Consider the following 16,002-nt stretch of genomic DNA (forward strand, 5'->3'; position numbering starts at 1 on the left):
CCTTTGCCCTTGGGATAGTGCGGCTCGATCACCTCGCACAACTGCGCCCACGGCACGATCTCGTCCATCGTCTGCAGGAACACGTCGCGCTTCGTCGGCTTACGGTATTGCTCAAATCCGGCGGCTTGATCGGCGGCCATGGCAAGGGTCTGTTGCTTCATCTACCTTCAACGCACGAGCCCCCTCGGCGGTGGACCTTCTTCAGCGTTGCCCTAAGTCCTTGAGCCGTCAAGATCCGGCCCTGCCGCCCTGATAACTCACTACTGACAACATTCAACACAACCAGATGAAAGACTCCATGCAGAAGTCCTTCACCTGATCCTCACCACGCCGGCAACGACGTCAAGCAGCCAAGCTCCCAAGCTTGCCACCAGCACGCATCCTCTTCGTCAGCTCCCGGAGCGCCGAGTAGGCCCTGGCGTTCAACTCCGTGTCTGCCAACGTGGCCGCCGAATGCAGCCGCGTGCCTCGGTTCCTCCGTCGCCGGAGCTTGGCTTCACCTATCTGGTCCACATGCTCCACCGCGACCCGCACGAGCGGCGTCAAGATGGGCTTCAACTTTCTGTAGCTGAAGTATGAGGACAGCTCGGTGAAGTTGAACTCCCTCCAGTCCGAGACCAACGCTTCCGGGACACCCTTGCCCGTGAACGTGATCTCCGTCCGTGCCCGGTGTTCCTTCCTGGGCAGCGAGACGGGCAGGCCCTCTCGAATCGTCGTCTCCTTCACGTATAGATGCTGCATCACGTCGGCACCCTTGTCGCCGACATAGACGTTGTATCCCTCATCCAGGTGATGTCGGCGCAGCCGGTGCGAGCGAAGGCTCAGCGTGTCCAGCTTGCCGCGAGACATGCGTCGGTTCTCCGACGCCATGAACGTGGAGAACTTGTAGAACCCGTAGGCCATCTCCACCAGATCATCCCGGCTGTTGAACCGGCTGTAGGCATCCAGGGCGATCTCGATCGCATGCACGGTCACCGGCTCCGCAAGCGGATGGTCATGCGTGAAGCCCGCCAGAGCCTCTTCCACGTCCTGCCAGCTCTCGGGCTCCTGCAGCCTTACCAGGAACTCGGTGGCGGCCCCACCGGGCCCAGGGTTCACCGGCTTGACATGGGGAACGCCGACGCGCTTCCGGGCCGTGTCGAAGTTGCTCGGGCTGGCGGTCACGACGTGCAGCTCGACCCAGTCAACAACCGCACGGAATTTCAGTGCGGCATAGGCATCGCTGCGGTGCGCAGGGGAACGCTTCGGCTTCGTGGAGATCAGCTTCAAGGTCATGGGCGCGGGCTCCTTTCGTGGGGTGGGTCAATCGTGCGAAACCCACCACGGTAGCGAGCGTTCTTAGGCAGTGCAAATAGTCACTGCACACTGAGCTTTCGAGGCCCGCCGACCTTCCGTCACCGGTGACTGAGATCCCGAAGAATTCGATGCCTGAGCCCGCAATTGCGGCTCAGCGTAGGGTGGGTGCAAGCAGCTCACGATAGCCCGTCAGAAGCGCTCCTAGCGGCTCAGGCACTGCTTCATCAGGCACGCCGGCGACTTGAGGTTCGCTGGCGTTGGCGGCTGGGCTATGCGCGTGGCGTGCAGGGCCGCGCAATGAGGCCGGCCTGCTCTGATCACCGCCAGATCACCCCTTCGCAAATCCCGTGGCCAGATGCATGGCTTTAGCGGCCGGGCTGTGCCAGCCTTGCAGCCATGGCGGCGCGATGATCCTCGTGGAGGTGGTCGCGCTGACGGTCATCCGCGCGCAGACCTTCATTCAGTTCATCCCGCACCGCGAACGCGCGTTGCTGCAAACTGTGATTCGCGGAAATGAGATCAGTCAAGGCTTCAAGGCTCCGCGAGGCAAGATTGCCCTCACCTGGGAGGCATCGTTGCAGCGCCTGTATTTCGGCCTCAAGCTCCTTGACCCTTGCTTCCCATACCTGCATCGGGCCACTGCGACCCCAGCCGATTGCGGCCCATACGGCTTGGCGCGAATCTCGCGCTCGCTCAAGCAGACCGGGCAGCGCTAACACCGCAGCCCGCAGCGTCTCGTCGGCGAGTCGCAGCCGCAGGATAGAGTCGTGCTTCTTGAGCGCGACCGTGGCCTTGTAGGTCATCCCCGTATAGATCGCACTTGCTATGGCCGCCAGCGCGGAGATCAAGCTGATCGAGTCTGACGTTCTCCAAGCCATGCCTTCCCCTGTTGATGATCTCTACGATCTGACCAACTGCGGCCGAGACCACGTCAGCGGTTAGCCTGCGCCGACAGGTCTCCCCTGTCAAGCCGCGCCCCGCATCAACTCGACTAGTCGCTCCTGCACCACCGTCAGCGGCTCGCGCACGTCCTCTGCGCTCAACGCCACGTAATGCCTGTGCAGAACGTCAGCCCGTGCCGGCGTGTGGTTGAGGATGCGCCTCAGCACGGCGTCGCTGATCGCCAGCTTTTGCCCGACCGTCGCCAGCATCTTGCGCAGGTCATGCAGCATGAAGCGGGGCGCACCGACCACCATCGCGGCGCGTGCGAGGTGCTCGGCACTGACCCTGGCGAACAGTTCCTGCTCCGGTTCCAGCCCGTCGCAGCGCCGTTCCAGGATCTCGCGCATCAACGGCGTTACGGGCAAGGTGTGCGCCTTACCGTTCTTGGTCATAGGAACGACGAGGACGCCCGTGGCGAGGTCCACGTGCTGGCGCTGTAGTTCCCTGCACTCTGTGCGACGCAAGCCCGTGTAGAGCGCCAGGAGCAGGAAGTCGCGCTGCTTCTCGTTCAACTTTTCGATGGAACCCCGCCACGCTGGCAGGTCGGCTTCCTGCAAGACCCTGGCGCGAGGTTTCGCACGATCGGGAAGCAAGCCAGCCGCCGCCAACCGTGTGAAAGGGGATTCCAGGCTCAGTCCGTGCACGGCGTTCACATACCGAACCAGCGCTCCCACGGCGCCCCGGCAGAACTCGACCACAGCCGCCCCGCAGCTCTGGGAAAGTCTCCTGCAATTACCCCGAATGTCCCCCGAATTCAGAGCTGTGACGGGGACATTCAGGAAGGGGCCGAAGTGCGTCCGCCACATCGAGTCTTAGCGCTTGATGCTCGACGTTGTCGAAGCAGCCGCGAGGTATGCTGTTGTCGGGCATCGCGAAGCTCGTCGCGTTGTCCCAGTTTTGTCCCACTTGGAGGGCCAAAAGCACCCGGAAACGGGCTTTCGGGCTTCGGCTGGATCCTGTGAAATCAAGGACTTAACGTCGGCCTGCTCACCGTCTACGACATGTGCAAGGCCGCCGACCGCGGCATGACCATCACCGACGTGCGCCTGCTGGAAAAGCATGGCGGCAAGTCGGGGGACTGGGTGGCGGGCGACGCGGCGTAGCGGCTTTACCCGATGTCGAGCCCGAGGCTCACCGGCCCGCGGTGTGATGCAGTGCGCCGAATCCTCGTGCCAGCCTCGCGAGGCGGGTGTCCAGGGTCCAGAGCAGGGCCCCGGGCGTGATCAGCGTCGAAGCGAGGAGCGTCATGTCGACAAGGCCGCAGCCCTGGCCGTAGAGGCGTTCGCGTTCCACGAAGGCCCCGACCTCATCCAGGCCGGCAACCCGCGCGGGCCGTAGTGAGGCCAGGGCGGCCAGTGTTCGTGCGCGGTCCGGAGGCGTCCCGCAGCTCAGTTCGCCGAGCACCATCGGATGGACGAGCACTCTGTCGGAATCCAGCAATGCGGCCAGCGTCGCGTTGCCGCGCCGGAAGTGTTCCACCCACACCGAGGTGTCGACGAGCACGTCGCTCATGCGTGCGTTTCCCGGCGGCGAGGGATCTCTTGCATCGACGGCTCCGAGCCTCCGAGGGCGGCAAGGCGCTTCGCCGCCTGGACCCGGATAAAGGTCTGGATCGCCTCGCGAAACAGCTCGGCCTTGCTCATGGACGGGTCGGCAGCTTCAAGCGCGCGTTGGTAGAGCGCATCGTCAATCGTCACGGTGGTGCGCATGCTGTTCGCTCCTTGAGGCATCGTGTTTGATGCAAGTATGCATCATCGGAAGCATCAGTGCGGGTTGGCCCCTGCGCGGGCAGGGCTGCTCGGCGCCAACGACGGGGAACGTTGGCTTCGGGGGCGCGTCGCCTCAGGGCCCGTTCACGGCGGCCAGTGCGTCGAGCACGCCGGGTGGGCAGCGGGCGCCGGCTTCCGTGCAATAGTGGCTTTTCAGCGGGAAGGCCGCGTCCACCAGGCGCTGGCGGCCCATGGCGGGAGTCCATGTGGGATGGTGGCCGAGCACGTACGCTGCCGCGGCGCTGACCAGTACCGTGGCCCCGCTGGTGCCTTGCGTGGCTGCGCCGTAGTAGATGTCGCCGCCGAGCAGCCTGCCGCTTTTCGAGCCCCCCTCCAGGTCTTGCGGATTCTCGACCGTGGCGCCCTGGGCAAGGATGATGGGCAGAGCCGCCATGCGCCGCGGCTCGGTGTCGGCCGCGTCGAAGGGGTCGTCCAGCCCGAAAATGCCCCCGGGCGCCGCGAGGGTCGCGACAGGCCATCGGTTCCTGCAGTGCGGCGAGGCCCTCGTTGAGGTCCACGCCGAGGAAGCCCGACCCCTGCGCGCCGACCAGGGCTCCGTCGAAGCCGGGCGCCCGCGTGTACTGCGCTCCCGCAGCGAATGACAGGAGTCAGCCGTCGGGCGAATGTTCCGCATAGGGGGCTGCCATCTTTTTGCCCAGTTCAGCTTCGATCCGTGCCCAGATTCCACGGAAGTGGATGCGGCAGAAGGCCATCGAGCACCGCATCCTCCACCGCGCCAGCAGGCATCGCCTGCCGCGAGCCTGCATGGCGCGGATGTTCTCGACCAGACGCTGACGATCGAACCCAGCCCATATGGGAGGGATCACCGTCAACAGGTTCTGGCCGCAGTAGGGAGCTACTTCGGTGAAGAAGATCTCCTTCAATTCGGCAACCGGCACTCCGACGATTCGTCGTGCGATGAATTCGTAATGCACTTCGTTGTCGATGAAGGCGTCGGACAGCGCCTCCCATACATCCTCACGGCGCTCGTCGCTCAGCGCAGTTCCCATCGCCGGAATTCCTCCAGTTCGTCGTCGGCCGTCCCCACCCAGGATTCAGCGACAAGGCTGCCGGCCACACTACCCATCAGCACGATGGCGACCGCGCACACGACCGCGCCCGGGCCGCAAAGCGGAGCCGCGAGAACCGCGCCAGCGACGCTACCGCCTACCATTCCGCCGCCGATGAGGACTCCTTGCCGGATCGCCTCCGCGCGCTTGTCGTCCGCCACGGCTACCGCATGTACTGCCAGGATGGCGGTAACGACCAAACCGACCTTTCCGAGAACCCCCAGGCGTCTCGTGGCGGCGCTCACTTTGGAGCGGTCGCGTGACGCCGACTCGATGACGCTGTAGAAAACCTTGCTCTTCTCCCCCTCGGACAGCCCGTCGAACGGGCGCTGGAAGTGCTCGACGGCATAGTTGTCCAGCAGCGCCCTCAGCGACGGCCCATCCTTTTTCATCGACTCCGCATACGCCCGCCCCTGCGCCGAGGAAGCCACCCGCGTCTCTTCCATGATCTGGTTGCGCATGCGCTGGCACAATCTCGCGCCTTCGACGACGCTGACCCGTCCGGCACCGACCTCGCCCAGCAGGTAGTCGACTTGCGTTGCGCTGCGGGCCGCGACGCCGTGCAGGCGCAGGCGGTTGCCCGTCATGCAGGCCGCGTAGGCGTACGACCCGTCGTCGAACAAGACCCGGCATGAAACATCCTCGCAGCTCGCGGTCTCGTCGAGCTGGAAGCCGAGTCATGGCCTGTCGCGCACCGGATCGGAGGCGGAGCAGCCGTCCGTGCCGTGCGGCGCCGTATGCGCCGCCGCTCCAGGCGACATGCCGACGTCGAAACCGTCCAGGGTCTGACCGCTGCCTTGCTGGCTGGCCACCAGTTCGGGCGGCCGCGGGCAGCGGCATGCACAAAGGTCGCCTTCGAGCGCGGTGTTGCGGCCGCAGAAGGTTTCGTGGTGACGTGGCCCTGCGCAGGTGATCACCCCGGTGGATTTGCAGGCACGGCATTCGACCGTGTCGCCCTCAAGCGCTGCAGGCCGGCCCAGGATGGTGACGTTGGAGCTCGCGCTGACCACGACACCGCCCGCGGTCGTCGTGTCGCCGAGGCAGATGTGGTGTCGTCTCACGGGGGCGCGCGTGTGCCGGGGCCGCAAAGCGCACAGGCTATGCCTTTGCGGCGCTCGCCGCTCGCGGCCAAGGCCATTCCCCGATTTCCCGATGTGTTCGTCATGCCATGTGCACGGCCACCGACCGCGGCATGACCATCACCGGCGTGCACCTGCTGGAAAAGCATGGCGGCAAGTCGGGGGACTGGGTGGCAGGGGACGCAACTCCTTGATCTGCACGCGCGGAACGAGGGGTCAGGAGCCTGTGTGCTGGGCCTTTCTGGCCCATTCGAATTCAATTCTTTCCCAGACGCGCCGGAAACGCCGACGGAAAAGCGCAACCGTGATTCGATGCCTGATTCGCGCCCATCGAGATCTGCGATTGTTCTGCAGCATGTCACGGATGCATTTCGCCAGGCTCTCCTTGTCGAATCCTGCCCAGATCGGGGGAATCGTGGCCAGCAAGTTCGGGCCACACTGGGGCGCCACCTCGTTGAAGAAGATCTCCTGTAGCTCAGCTTTCGGGATTCCCGCGATCCGGCGTGCAATGAATTCGTAATGCACTTCGTTGTCGATGAAGGCGTCGGACAGCGCTTCCCAGACGTCCTCCCGTTGCTGCTCGGTCAGCGTAGATTCCATCGCGCGAATTCCTCCAACTCCTCCTCGGCTGTTCGTTCCACCAACTCTGCAGCCAGACCGCCGAGGGTGCTACCCAGCAACACGATCGCGACGGCACAGACCACCGCCCCCGGGCCGCAGATGGGGGTGACGAGCAGGGCTCCTGCAACTCCACCCCCGACCATGCCGCCGCCTATCACGGCACCCTGCCGAATAATCTCCCGGGGCTTGTCATCCGCGATCACGACAGCATGCAACGCCACGATTGCGGTGACGATCAGCCCGACTTTGCCCAGGATGCGGAGCCGGCGGGTTTCCGTCGAAAATTCGAGATTGTCGCGTCCAGAGGACGCGACAATCGAGTAGAAGACCTGGCTCTTCTGGGACTCGGATAGGGAGGAAAAGGGGCGCTTGAAAAGCTCGCTCGCATATTTGTCCAGCAGCGATTCCAATGCCGTTCCGGTCGGCTTTACCTTTTGTGCGTAGGCCCGTCCTTGTGCCGAGGATGCCACGCGCGTCTCTTCCATGACCTGATTGCGCATGCGCTGGCAGAATCTCGCGCCCTCCACGACGCTGACCCTCCCGGCGTCGACCTCGGCCTGGACCTCGCGCGAGATGCGCTGGATGTTGCTCTTGTAGAGTTGGCGCAGCCTGGCGTCCCGGATTGCGTCTGTTGCGAAGCGACTGCCGGCGGCCTCGAATTCATCGCGAGCCAGTTGCAGCGGACTGGGCAGACCGTGCTCCTGGTTGACGGGGAACGGGCCAGTCAGTGGGGGTAGCTGATGGTCGGGCTCGCCGATCGCCGAGGTCGGGGCTCTCACGTGGCGATCCTTTCGAGCAGGAAGGCGATCAGGGATGCCTCGGCACGGACCTCGCCCAGCAGGTAGTCGACTTGCGTCGCGCTGCGGGCCGCGACGCCGTGCAGGCGCAGGCGGTTGCCCGTCATGCAGGCCGCGTAGGCGTGCGACCCGTCGTCGAACAGGACCCGGCATGACACACCCTCGCAGCTCGCGGTCTCGTCGAGTTGGAAGCCAAGCCATGGCCTGTCGTGCACTGGATCGGAGGCGGTGCTGCCGTCGGTGCCGTGTGGCGCCGTAAGCGCCGCCGTATGCGTGGCTGCCCCAGGTGGCATGCCGACGCCGGAACCGCCCACGGTCTGATAGCTGCCCTGCTGGCTGGCCACCAGTTCGGGCGGCTTGCGGCAACGGCAGGCACAAAGGTCGCCTTCGAGCGCGGTGTTGCGGCCGCCGAAGGTTTCGTGGTGACGAGGCCCTGCGCAGGTGATCACCCCGGTGGATTTGCAGGCGCGGCAGTCGACGGTGTCCCCCTCGAGCGCCGCGGGCCGGCCCAGGATGGTGACCGTGGAGCTCGCGCTGACCACGACACCGCCCGCGGTCGTCGCGTCGCCGAGGCAGATGTGGTGTCGTCTCATCAGGTTGAAGGGCGGCAGATCCAAAAAAGTGGACAGGCTATGCCTTTCAGGCGCCGGCCGCCCGCGGTCATGGCAATGCCCCGATTGGCACCTTTTCACGCTAGGGCATTTGCAAGGCCGCCGACCGCGGCATGAGCCTCACCGACGTTCAACTGTCGGAAAGGCATGGCGGCAAGTCGGGGGCTGGGGGGGCGCAGGCCTCACCGGCCTGATCCTTGCTCGGGCATTTCACGGCGCCGCGGGATGTCCCGCATGCCCGGCTGTGCGCCGCCGAGTGCGGCGAGGCGCCTCGCGGTCCGGACCCGGACGAAGGTCCGAACAGCTTGTCGGAACAGATCGGCTGGTTTCATCGATGGATCGGCGACTTCGGGCGCGCGCTTCAGGGCCGGGGTGCCCAAGGCTAGGGCTTCGACCCGCCGGCTGCTGGAGGTTGCGCCAATGCCCCGACGCGGCGTGTGCGGTTGAGGCATAGGGGGCATGGGCGGCAGGGCGCGCGGCAGACTCCACACCCGCGTGCGCAGGGGGGCGTCGTGGTCCGGCGCCCGTTGCCCCCGGCTCCTACAATGGAGCCATGAATACCGCCACCGAACCCGCCCTGCTGCGCCTGCAAGAGGCGCGGCGCCTGTTGCTCGAGCCCTACGGCATCGACGAGTCCACGCTGCAGCGCGCGCTGTCCAGTGCCTTCGAGCACCGGCTGGACGACGCCGACATCTACCTGCAGTACACGCGCTCGGAGGGCTGGAGCCTGGAGGAAGGCCTGGTCAAGAGCGGGAGTTTCGGCATCGAGCAGGGTTTCGGCATCCGTGCCATCGAGGGCGACAAGACCGCCTTCGCCTATTCGGACGACATCTCCGAGTCGCGCCTGATGCAGGCGGCGGGCACCGTGCGCGCCATCGCGCGCCAGGGCCGCGGCCGCGTGCGCGTGGGCGAGACGCTGCGCCACGGCGGCGGACACCAGCTGTACGAGCCCTTCGATCCCTTGCAGGCGCTGGATTCCTCGGCCAAGGTGGCGCTGCTGGCGCGGGCCGACGAAATGGCGCGCGCCGCCGATTCGCGGGTGGTGCAGGTGATGGCCAGCCTGGCCGGCGAATACGACGTGGTGCTGGTCATGCGCGCCAACGGCCTGCTGGCCGCCGACGTGCGCCCGCTGGTGCGCCTGAACGTGAGCGTGATCGCCGAGCAGGGCGGGCGCCGCGAGACCGGATCCTCCGGCGGCGGCGGGCGCTGGGCGCTGGATCGCTTCGACGAGGCCACGCTGCGACACCATGTGGACGAGGCGGTGCGCCAGGCGGTGCTGAACCTGGAGTCGCGCCCGGCCCCGGCCGGCGAGATGAGCGTGGTGCTGGGCTCGGGCTGGCCCGGCATCCTGCTGCACGAGGCCATCGGCCACGGCCTGGAGGGCGACTTCAACCGCAAGGGCTCCAGCGCCTTCGCCGGGCGCATCGGCCAGCAGGTGGCGGCGCGCGGCGTGACCGTGCTCGACGACGGCACGCTGGCCGGGCGCCGGGGTTCGCTGAACATCGACGACGAGGGGCACCCTACCGAGCGCACGGTGCTGATCGACGACGGCGTGCTGGTCGACTACATGCAGGATTCGCTGAACGCGCGCCTGATGAAGCGCAAGCCCACCGGCAACGCCCGGCGCGAAAGCTACGCGCATGTGCCGATGCCCCGCATGACCAACACCTACATGCTGGCCGGCGACCGCGATCCGCAGGAAATCGTCGCCAGCCTGGACCGCGGCCTGTACGCGGTGAACTTCGGCGGCGGGCAGGTGGACATCACCAGCGGCAAGTTCGTGTTCTCCGCCAGCGAGGCCTGGTGGGTGGAAAAGGGCAAGCTGCTCTACCCCGTCAGGGGCGCCACGCTGATCGGCAACGGCCCCGACGTGCTCACCCGCGTGAGCATGATCGGCCGGGACATGCAGCTCGACCCGGGCGTCGGCACCTGCGGCAAGGAAGGCCAGAGCGTTCCGGTGGGCGTGGGGCAGCCCACGCTGCGCATCGACCGCGTCACGGTGGGCGGCACCGCCTGAACTTGAGGCAGGCTAAGTCTGCGCTAAGGCTGTGGTGGCAAACTGTGGCTCATGAACCAAACCGCCCAACCCACCGTCTATAACCCGGTCGCCCGAGCGCTGCACTGGTCGATCTTCTTGTTGATCGCGGCCGAGTTCGGGCTCGCCTGGCTGATGCCCGACGTGCGCCGGGACACCCAGCCGGTGGGCCTGATCGCCTGGCACATCGGCGTGGGCACCAGCATCCTGGGGCTGATGGTGCTGCGCCTGCTGTGGCGTGCCGGCACCGGCGCTCCGGAGCTGCTGCCGGGGCCCACATGGCAGCAGCACCTGGCCAAGCTGGTGCACCTGGTCCTGTATGCGGGTTTTCTGCTGCTGCCGGTGCTGGGCTGGATCAACGCCTCGTCGCGCGGCTGGACTGTGCACCTGGCGGGCCTGGTGGGCCTGCCGGCACTGGCGCCCACGGGCGCCGGCTGGGCGCACGAGATGGGCGACGTGCACCAGCTGGTGGCCTACGTGCTGCTGGGCGCCATCGGCCTGCACGTGGCGGGCGCGCTGTTCCACGCGGTGATCGAGCGCGACGACACGCTGCGCCGCATGTGGCCGCGGCGTTCCTGAACCGGGCGCCGGGCCGCCCCGACGGCCCCGATCCTGGCGGTGCCGTGGCGCCGTGGTTATACTGGGCGCTCAGACCTTCCCCGTCATGCATACCACCGGCTTCTGGTTTTACGGCTTTTTTGGGTTCTCGCACCGCGCCGGCGGAGGGAGAGGGAAGAGTTTGAGCTGAACCCCACGAATTCCTCAAGAAACCGCCGGCCAAGCCCGGCGGTTTTTTTTCGCCGGGCCCGCGCCGCAATCCCCCAGCAGGAGCCCCAGGAGATGTCCGTGCTCGATCCCTCCAGTCCCGAACCCGTTGCCCAGCCCGCAGCGCCGGCAGCGGCGTCCGTGCCCCCCGCCGCGGAGCGCACCTCGGCCACCGACGACGAGCGCGTCGAGGACGTGCGCCCGCTACCCACTCCCGAGCAGCTGATCAAGCGCCTGCCCATCGCCGGCAGCGCGATGGAAACCCTGATCGGCGACACCCGCCGCGCCGTGCACCGTATCGTGCAGGGGCAGGACGACCGCCTGCTGCTGGTCATCGGGCCTTGCTCCATCCACGATCCCCGTGCGGCCCTCGAGTACGCGCAGCGCCTGGCCGAGCAGCGCCGGCGCCACGCCGGCGAGCTCGAGGTGGTGATGCGGGTGTACTTCGAGAAGCCTCGCACCACGGTGGGCTGGAAGGGCCTGATCAACGACCCCTACCTGGACCAGAGCTACCGCATCGAGGACGGCCTGCGCATGGCGCGCGAGCTGCTGATCGACATCAACCGCCTGGGCGTGCCCGCCGGCAGCGAGTTCCTGGACGTGATCTCGCCGCAGTACATCGGCGACCTGATCTCCTGGGGCGCCATCGGCGCGCGCACCACGGAGAGCCAGGTGCACCGCGAACTGGCCTCGGGCCTGTCGGCGCCGATCGGCTTCAAGAACGGCACCGACGGCAACCTGCGCATCGCCATCGACGCCATCCTGGCCTCGCGCCGGCCGCATTCCTTCCTGTCGGTGCACAAGAGCGGGCAGGTCTCCATCGTGCAGACCCGCGGCAACCAGGACACCCACGTGATCCTGCGCGGCGGCCGCAAGCCCAACTACGACGCGCACAGCGTTCGCGCGGCCTGCGAACAGTTGCACGCGGCGGCGCTGGAGTGCCGGCTGATGATCGACTGCTCGCATGCCAACAGCGAGAAGAAGCACGAGCGCCAGCTCGACGTGGCGCGCGACATCGGCGCGCAGCTGCGCGCGGGGGAGCGCTGCATCTTCGGGGTGATGGCCGAGAGCCACCTGGTGGACGGCGCGCAGAAATTCAACCCCGGGCAACACGACCCGGCCGCGCTGCGCTACGGGCAGAGCATCACCGACGCCTGCCTGGGCTGGGAGGATTCGCTGCGCCTGATGGACGAGTTGGCCGAGGCCGTGCTCGCCCGAAGGGCCCGTCCCCAGGCCGGGTCCGCCAGCTGAGCTCGGGTGGGGCGCAGGGCTGCCTACAATGTCGTGATGAAGCCCCTGGCGCGGATGGTCCGTGCGCGGGGCCACGCCGACGCACGCGCATGACTGACACTGAGCTGTTGAACACCACCATCCAATCCCTGCCGCTGGTCGGACGCGGCAAGGTGCGCGACAACTACGCCGTCGGCGACGACCTGATGCTGATGGTCGCCACCGACCGCATCTCGGCCTTCGACGTGATCATGGACCAGGGCATCCCCGGCAAGGGACGCACCCTGACCGAGATCTCCTGCTTCTGGTTCGGCCTGCTGGAGGACGTGATTCCCAATCACCTCACCAGCATCGACCCCGAGTCGGTGGTGGCGCCCGACGAGCGCGACCAGGTGCGCGGCCGCGCGCTGGTGGTGCGGCGCCTGCGCCCGCTGCCCATCGAGGCGGTGGTGCGCGGCTACCTGGCCGGCTCGGGCTGGAAGGACTACCAGGACGGCGGCAAGGTCTGCGACATCGAACTGCCCAAGGGCATGCAGCAGGCGGCGCGCCTGCCGCACCCGATTTTCACGCCGGCCATCAAGGCCGAGCTGGGACAGCACGACGAGAACATCGATTTCGGCCAGATGGTGCGCATGGTCGGCGTGGAGGTCGCGGCGCAGATCCGCGACGTCAGCCTGGAGATCTACGCCCGCGCGGCCGAGCATGCGCAGTCGCGGGGCATCATCCTGGCCGACACCAAGTTCGAGTTCGGGCTGGACGCGCAGGACCGGCTGGTGTGGATGGACGAGGCGCTGACCCCCGATTCCTCGCGCTTCTGGCCGGCCGACCAGTGGCGCGAGGGCATCTCGCCGCCGAGCTTCGACAAGCAGTACCTGCGCGACTGGCTGGAGCAGGTGCCTGGCTGGAACAAGCGCGCCCCGGCGCCCACGCTGCCGCCGGAAGTGATCGAGGCCACCGCGGCGCGCTACCGCGAGGCGCTGCAGCGCCTGGCCGCGAAGTAGGCGCCGGCACGGGCCGCGCCTCGGGCAGAGGCGGGCCTCGCCGCGCCGGACCGGGCCGCTCGAGGCTTCAGCTGAGCACGATCATGCTCAGGCGGCGGCGGTAGCTTTCCACCGTGGGGTCCACCACCGGCGGCTGGCCGTCGGCCGTCTTCTGCGGCGGCGGCGCCATCAGTTCGAGCACCGCCACGTAGGCCTTGCGCGCGGCCTGGTCGCCCCAGGCCTTGTCGCGCATGAGGATTTCCAGCAGTTCGTCCATCGCCGCGGTCCACTGGCGCTGTGCCATCGCGCGTTGCGCCAGCGCGAAGCGGGCCGCGAAGTCGCGCCGGTCGGCGGCGATGCGCGCGCGCAGCGCCTCGTCCGCGGGCGCCTGCGCGGCCGCGTCGATGGCGTCCATCCATTCCTTGAGCGCGCTGGCCAGGGAATCGATCGCCAGCCTGCCCGCCAGGGGCTCGAAGGCGCGGCGGGCGTCGTCCAGGCGCCCGCCCTGCAGCAGCAGTTTCACATACTGGCCGCGCAGCGCGTCGTCCGCCGGGTTGGTGGCCAGCGCCTGCTGCATCTGCTCCAGCGCCGCGTCCGCGTCCAGCGGGGGTTCCTGCTCCTCGGGCAGGTCCTCGGGCTGCTCCGCCGCCGGCGGCACGTGGCGGTCGAGGAACTGGCGGATCTGCCCCTCGGGCAGGGCGCCGACGAAGCCGTCCACCGGCTGCCCGTCCTTGAGCAGCACCACCATCGGGATGCTGCGCACGCCGAAGGCGGCGGCCAGGTCCTGTTCGTCCTCGGTGTTGATCTTCACCAGCTTGAAGCGGCCCTCGTAGGCGGTCTCCAGCTTCTCCAGGATCGGCCCCAGGGTGCGGCAGGGGCCGCACCACGGGGCCCACAGGTCGACCAGCACCGGCAGGCTGCGCGAGGCCTCGACCACCTCGGTCTCGAAATTGGCTAGGTTGGCGTCGATCATGGCGATAGGTTCTCCAAAACCCGGATATGGGGGCGGGCGGCGGCGTTTTCCAGTCCGGGGGGTGCGCAAGCGGCGAGCCAGGCCCCGGATGCCCGAACGCGTGAAGCATACCGGCGCCGGTAAAATGGTGGGCTTTTCACGGTGGGGGACCTGGGATGGGAACGAATACGGCCTTGGTCGGCGTGGTGATGGGCTCGAGTTCCGACTGGGACGTCATGCAGCACGCGGCGCAGATGCTGCAGCGCCTGCAGATCCCCTTCGAGGCGCGCGTGGTGTCGGCGCACCGCATGCCCGACGCGATGTTCGAGTACGCGGCCAGCGCGCGCGCGCGCGGCGTGGCGGCGATCATCGCCGGCGCCGGCGGTGCCGCGCACCTGCCGGGCATGCTGGCGGCCAAGACCACCGTGCCGGTGCTGGGCGTGCCGGTGCCCAGCCGGCACCTGCAGGGGCAGGATTCGCTGCTGTCCATCGTGCAGATGCCCAAGGGCATCCCGGTGGCCACCTTCGCCATCGGCGAGGCCGGCGCGGCCAATGCCGCGCTGTTCGCCGCGGCCATGCTGGCCGCCTCCGACCTGCAGTTGCTGCAGCGCCTGGAGGCCTTCCGCGCCGAGCAGACGGCGCAGGCCAGCGCCATGCGGGTGGGGCTGTGACGCCCTCCGGGCGGGAGTTCATCGCCCCGGGCGCGGTGCTCGGGGTGCTGGGAGGCGGCCAGCTCGGGCGCATGTTCGCGCAATCGGCGCAGGCCGCCGGCTACGAGGTGGTGGTGCTGGAGCCGCAGGCCGGAGCGCCCGCGGCGCAACTGACCACGCGCCACGTGGCCAGCGCCTACGACGACGTGGACGGCCTGCACCAGATGGCGCGCACGGCGCGCGCCGTGACCATCGAGTTCGAGAACGTCCCGGCGGCGGCACTGCAATGGCTGGAGCGCCACGTGCGCCTGGCCCCGCATGCGCCGGCGGTGGCCGTGTGCCAGGACCGGGCGCAGGAAAAGGCCCTGTTCGAGCACCTGGGCGTGCCCTGCGCGCCCCACGCGGTGGTGCACGACGCCGCGAGCTGCGCGCAGGCCGCCACGCGTGAGCTGTTCCCGGGCATCCTGAAGACCGCGCGCATGGGCTACGACGGCAAGGGCCAGGTCACCGTGCACGAGGCCTCCGGCCTGGAGGCCGCGTGGCGCGCGCTGGGCGGCGTGGCCTGCGTGCTGGAGCGCCGGCTGGACCTGGACTTCGAATTGTCGGTGGTGCTGGCGCGCGGGGCCGACGGCCACATGGTGCATTTCGAGCCGCAGCGCAACGTGCATCGCGACGGCATCCTGTTCAGCAGCACCGTCGCGCCCGGGGTGATCCCCGAGGAGCTGGCCGGGCAAGCCGTGCAGGCCGCACGCGGCGTGGCCGAGGGCCTGGACTACGTCGGCGTGCTGTGCGTGGAATTCTTCGTCACCCGCGACGGCCGGCTGGTGGCCAACGAGATGGCGCCGCGGCCGCACAACTCCGGGCATCACACCCTCGATTCCTGCGACGCCTCGCAGTTCGAGCTGCAATGGCGCTGCCTGGTCGGCGCGCCGCTGCCGCAGCCGCGCCGGCACAGCGCCGCGCTGATGCTCAACCTGCTGGGCGAACTGTGGTTCGATGAGCAGGGCGCCCAGCGCGAGCCCGACTGGGCCGGGGTGCTGGCGCTGCCCGGCGCGCACCTGCACCTGTACGGCAAGCACGAGCCGCGCGCCGGGCGCAAGATGGGCCACCTGAGCTTCACCGCGGCCTCGCTCGCCGAGGTCGAGGCGGCCGCGCGCGCCGCGTGCGCGCGGCTCGGGCTGCCGTCCCTGTGAGTCGTGCGCGAG

20 protein-coding genes and 2 pseudogenes are annotated in these 16,002 nt (G+C 68.1%); 7 read left to right on the plus strand and 15 right to left on the minus strand.

Features of this window, described 5'->3' with window-relative positions; all coding sequences use genetic code 11:
- The 4 genes and pseudogenes from D466_RS24065 to D466_RS0114975 all read right to left on the minus strand — a co-directional run.
- A pseudogene (locus tag D466_RS24065) lies at positions 1–161 on the minus strand (IS5/IS1182 family transposase); the annotation flags it as partial.
- Between the two features lie 181 nt (positions 162–342).
- A complete protein-coding gene (locus tag D466_RS0114960) occupies positions 343–1,275 on the minus strand; it encodes a hypothetical protein (RefSeq protein WP_018914519.1) in 933 nt (310 codons plus the stop codon).
- A 386-nt stretch (positions 1,276–1,661) separates the two neighbouring features.
- The gene (locus D466_RS24070; RefSeq protein WP_156004346.1) at positions 1,662–2,144 is read right to left on the minus strand and encodes a hypothetical protein; all 483 of its coding nucleotides are present in this window, start codon (positions 2,142–2,144) and stop codon (positions 1,662–1,664) included.
- A gap of 117 nt (positions 2,145–2,261) precedes the next feature.
- Positions 2,262–2,795: a tyrosine-type recombinase/integrase gene (locus tag D466_RS0114975; RefSeq protein ID WP_196803495.1), complete on the minus strand. Its 534-nt coding sequence runs from the start codon at positions 2,793–2,795 to the stop codon at positions 2,262–2,264.
- Between the two features lie 414 nt (positions 2,796–3,209).
- On the opposite strand from D466_RS0114975, the pseudogene D466_RS23445 reads away from it, so the two are divergent.
- Positions 3,210–3,341, plus strand: a pseudogene (locus D466_RS23445) (cyclic pyranopterin monophosphate synthase MoaC); the annotation flags it as partial.
- Between the two features lie 28 nt (positions 3,342–3,369).
- On the opposite strand, the gene D466_RS0114985 reads toward D466_RS23445, so the two are convergent.
- From D466_RS0114985 to D466_RS24845, 10 genes are all read right to left on the minus strand, one after another.
- Positions 3,370–3,750: a type II toxin-antitoxin system VapC family toxin gene (locus D466_RS0114985; protein WP_018914524.1), complete on the minus strand. Its 381-nt coding sequence runs from the start codon at positions 3,748–3,750 to the stop codon at positions 3,370–3,372.
- On the minus strand, positions 3,747–3,947 hold the full coding sequence (locus D466_RS0114990) for a type II toxin-antitoxin system VapB family antitoxin (RefSeq protein WP_018914525.1): 201 nt from the start codon (positions 3,945–3,947) through the stop codon (positions 3,747–3,749). The genes D466_RS0114985 and D466_RS0114990 overlap by 4 nt, the downstream gene beginning before the upstream one ends.
- A gap of 133 nt (positions 3,948–4,080) precedes the next feature.
- On the minus strand, positions 4,081–4,401 hold the full coding sequence (locus D466_RS0114995) for a S8 family serine peptidase (protein WP_018914526.1): 321 nt from the start codon (positions 4,399–4,401) through the stop codon (positions 4,081–4,083).
- 214 nt (positions 4,402–4,615) lie between these two features.
- Entirely contained in the window at positions 4,616–5,017 is a 402-nt protein-coding gene (locus D466_RS0115000; RefSeq protein WP_018914527.1) for a hypothetical protein, read from the minus strand.
- Positions 5,002–5,664, minus strand: a complete 663-nt coding sequence (locus D466_RS21940) for a hypothetical protein (protein ID WP_196803496.1) — start codon at positions 5,662–5,664, stop codon at positions 5,002–5,004. The genes D466_RS0115000 and D466_RS21940 overlap by 16 nt, the downstream gene beginning before the upstream one ends.
- A gap of 90 nt (positions 5,665–5,754) precedes the next feature.
- The gene (locus tag D466_RS23450) at positions 5,755–6,138 is read right to left on the minus strand and encodes a PAAR domain-containing protein (RefSeq protein WP_081629976.1); all 384 of its coding nucleotides are present in this window, start codon (positions 6,136–6,138) and stop codon (positions 5,755–5,757) included.
- 234 nt (positions 6,139–6,372) lie between these two features.
- Complete coding sequence (locus D466_RS0115015; protein ID WP_018914530.1) at positions 6,373–6,756, minus strand: hypothetical protein; 384 nt, start codon at positions 6,754–6,756, stop codon at positions 6,373–6,375.
- Positions 6,741–7,556 (minus strand): hypothetical protein, encoded by an 816-nt coding sequence (locus D466_RS0115020; RefSeq protein ID WP_018914531.1) that lies wholly within the window; start codon positions 7,554–7,556, stop codon positions 6,741–6,743. The genes D466_RS0115015 and D466_RS0115020 overlap by 16 nt, the downstream gene beginning before the upstream one ends.
- Positions 7,553–8,191, minus strand: a complete 639-nt coding sequence (locus tag D466_RS24840; RefSeq protein WP_018914532.1) for a PAAR domain-containing protein — start codon at positions 8,189–8,191, stop codon at positions 7,553–7,555. The genes D466_RS0115020 and D466_RS24840 overlap by 4 nt, the downstream gene beginning before the upstream one ends.
- A gap of 176 nt (positions 8,192–8,367) precedes the next feature.
- Positions 8,368–8,565: a DUF2191 domain-containing protein gene (locus tag D466_RS24845; RefSeq protein WP_081629977.1), complete on the minus strand. Its 198-nt coding sequence runs from the start codon at positions 8,563–8,565 to the stop codon at positions 8,368–8,370.
- A 173-nt stretch (positions 8,566–8,738) separates the two neighbouring features.
- Here D466_RS24845 and tldD point away from each other — a divergent pair, with 173 nt between their 5' ends.
- From tldD to D466_RS0115045, 4 genes are all read left to right on the plus strand, one after another.
- On the plus strand, positions 8,739–10,202 hold the full coding sequence (gene tldD, locus D466_RS0115030; protein ID WP_018914533.1) for a metalloprotease TldD: 1,464 nt from the start codon (positions 8,739–8,741) through the stop codon (positions 10,200–10,202).
- A gap of 51 nt (positions 10,203–10,253) precedes the next feature.
- Positions 10,254–10,799 carry a cytochrome b gene (locus tag D466_RS0115035; RefSeq protein WP_018914534.1) on the plus strand — a complete coding sequence of 182 codons (546 nt, stop codon included), beginning with the start codon at positions 10,254–10,256 and terminating at the stop codon, positions 10,797–10,799.
- A gap of 261 nt (positions 10,800–11,060) precedes the next feature.
- On the plus strand, positions 11,061–12,236 hold the full coding sequence (locus tag D466_RS0115040) for a 3-deoxy-7-phosphoheptulonate synthase (protein WP_018914535.1): 1,176 nt from the start codon (positions 11,061–11,063) through the stop codon (positions 12,234–12,236).
- Between the two features lie 89 nt (positions 12,237–12,325).
- On the plus strand, positions 12,326–13,216 hold the full coding sequence (locus tag D466_RS0115045) for a phosphoribosylaminoimidazolesuccinocarboxamide synthase (RefSeq protein WP_026285327.1): 891 nt from the start codon (positions 12,326–12,328) through the stop codon (positions 13,214–13,216).
- 67 nt (positions 13,217–13,283) lie between these two features.
- Here D466_RS0115045 and trxA read toward each other — a convergent pair whose 3' ends face one another.
- Entirely contained in the window at positions 13,284–14,168 is an 885-nt protein-coding gene (gene trxA, locus D466_RS0115050; RefSeq protein ID WP_018914537.1) for a thioredoxin, read from the minus strand.
- A gap of 155 nt (positions 14,169–14,323) precedes the next feature.
- On the opposite strand from trxA, the gene purE reads away from it, so the two are divergent.
- Positions 14,324–14,818: a 5-(carboxyamino)imidazole ribonucleotide mutase gene (purE, locus tag D466_RS0115055; RefSeq protein ID WP_026285328.1), complete on the plus strand. Its 495-nt coding sequence runs from the start codon at positions 14,324–14,326 to the stop codon at positions 14,816–14,818.
- Positions 14,815–15,990, plus strand: a complete 1,176-nt coding sequence (locus D466_RS0115060; protein WP_018914539.1) for a 5-(carboxyamino)imidazole ribonucleotide synthase — start codon at positions 14,815–14,817, stop codon at positions 15,988–15,990. Before purE ends, D466_RS0115060 begins: the two co-directional genes overlap by 4 nt.
- The last annotated feature ends 12 nt before the right edge of the window (positions 15,991–16,002 follow it).

It is taken from the genome of Thiomonas sp. FB-6, from assembly GCF_000377645.1.
In the GTDB taxonomy this organism is placed as follows: domain Bacteria; phylum Pseudomonadota; class Gammaproteobacteria; order Burkholderiales; family Burkholderiaceae_C; genus Thiomonas_A.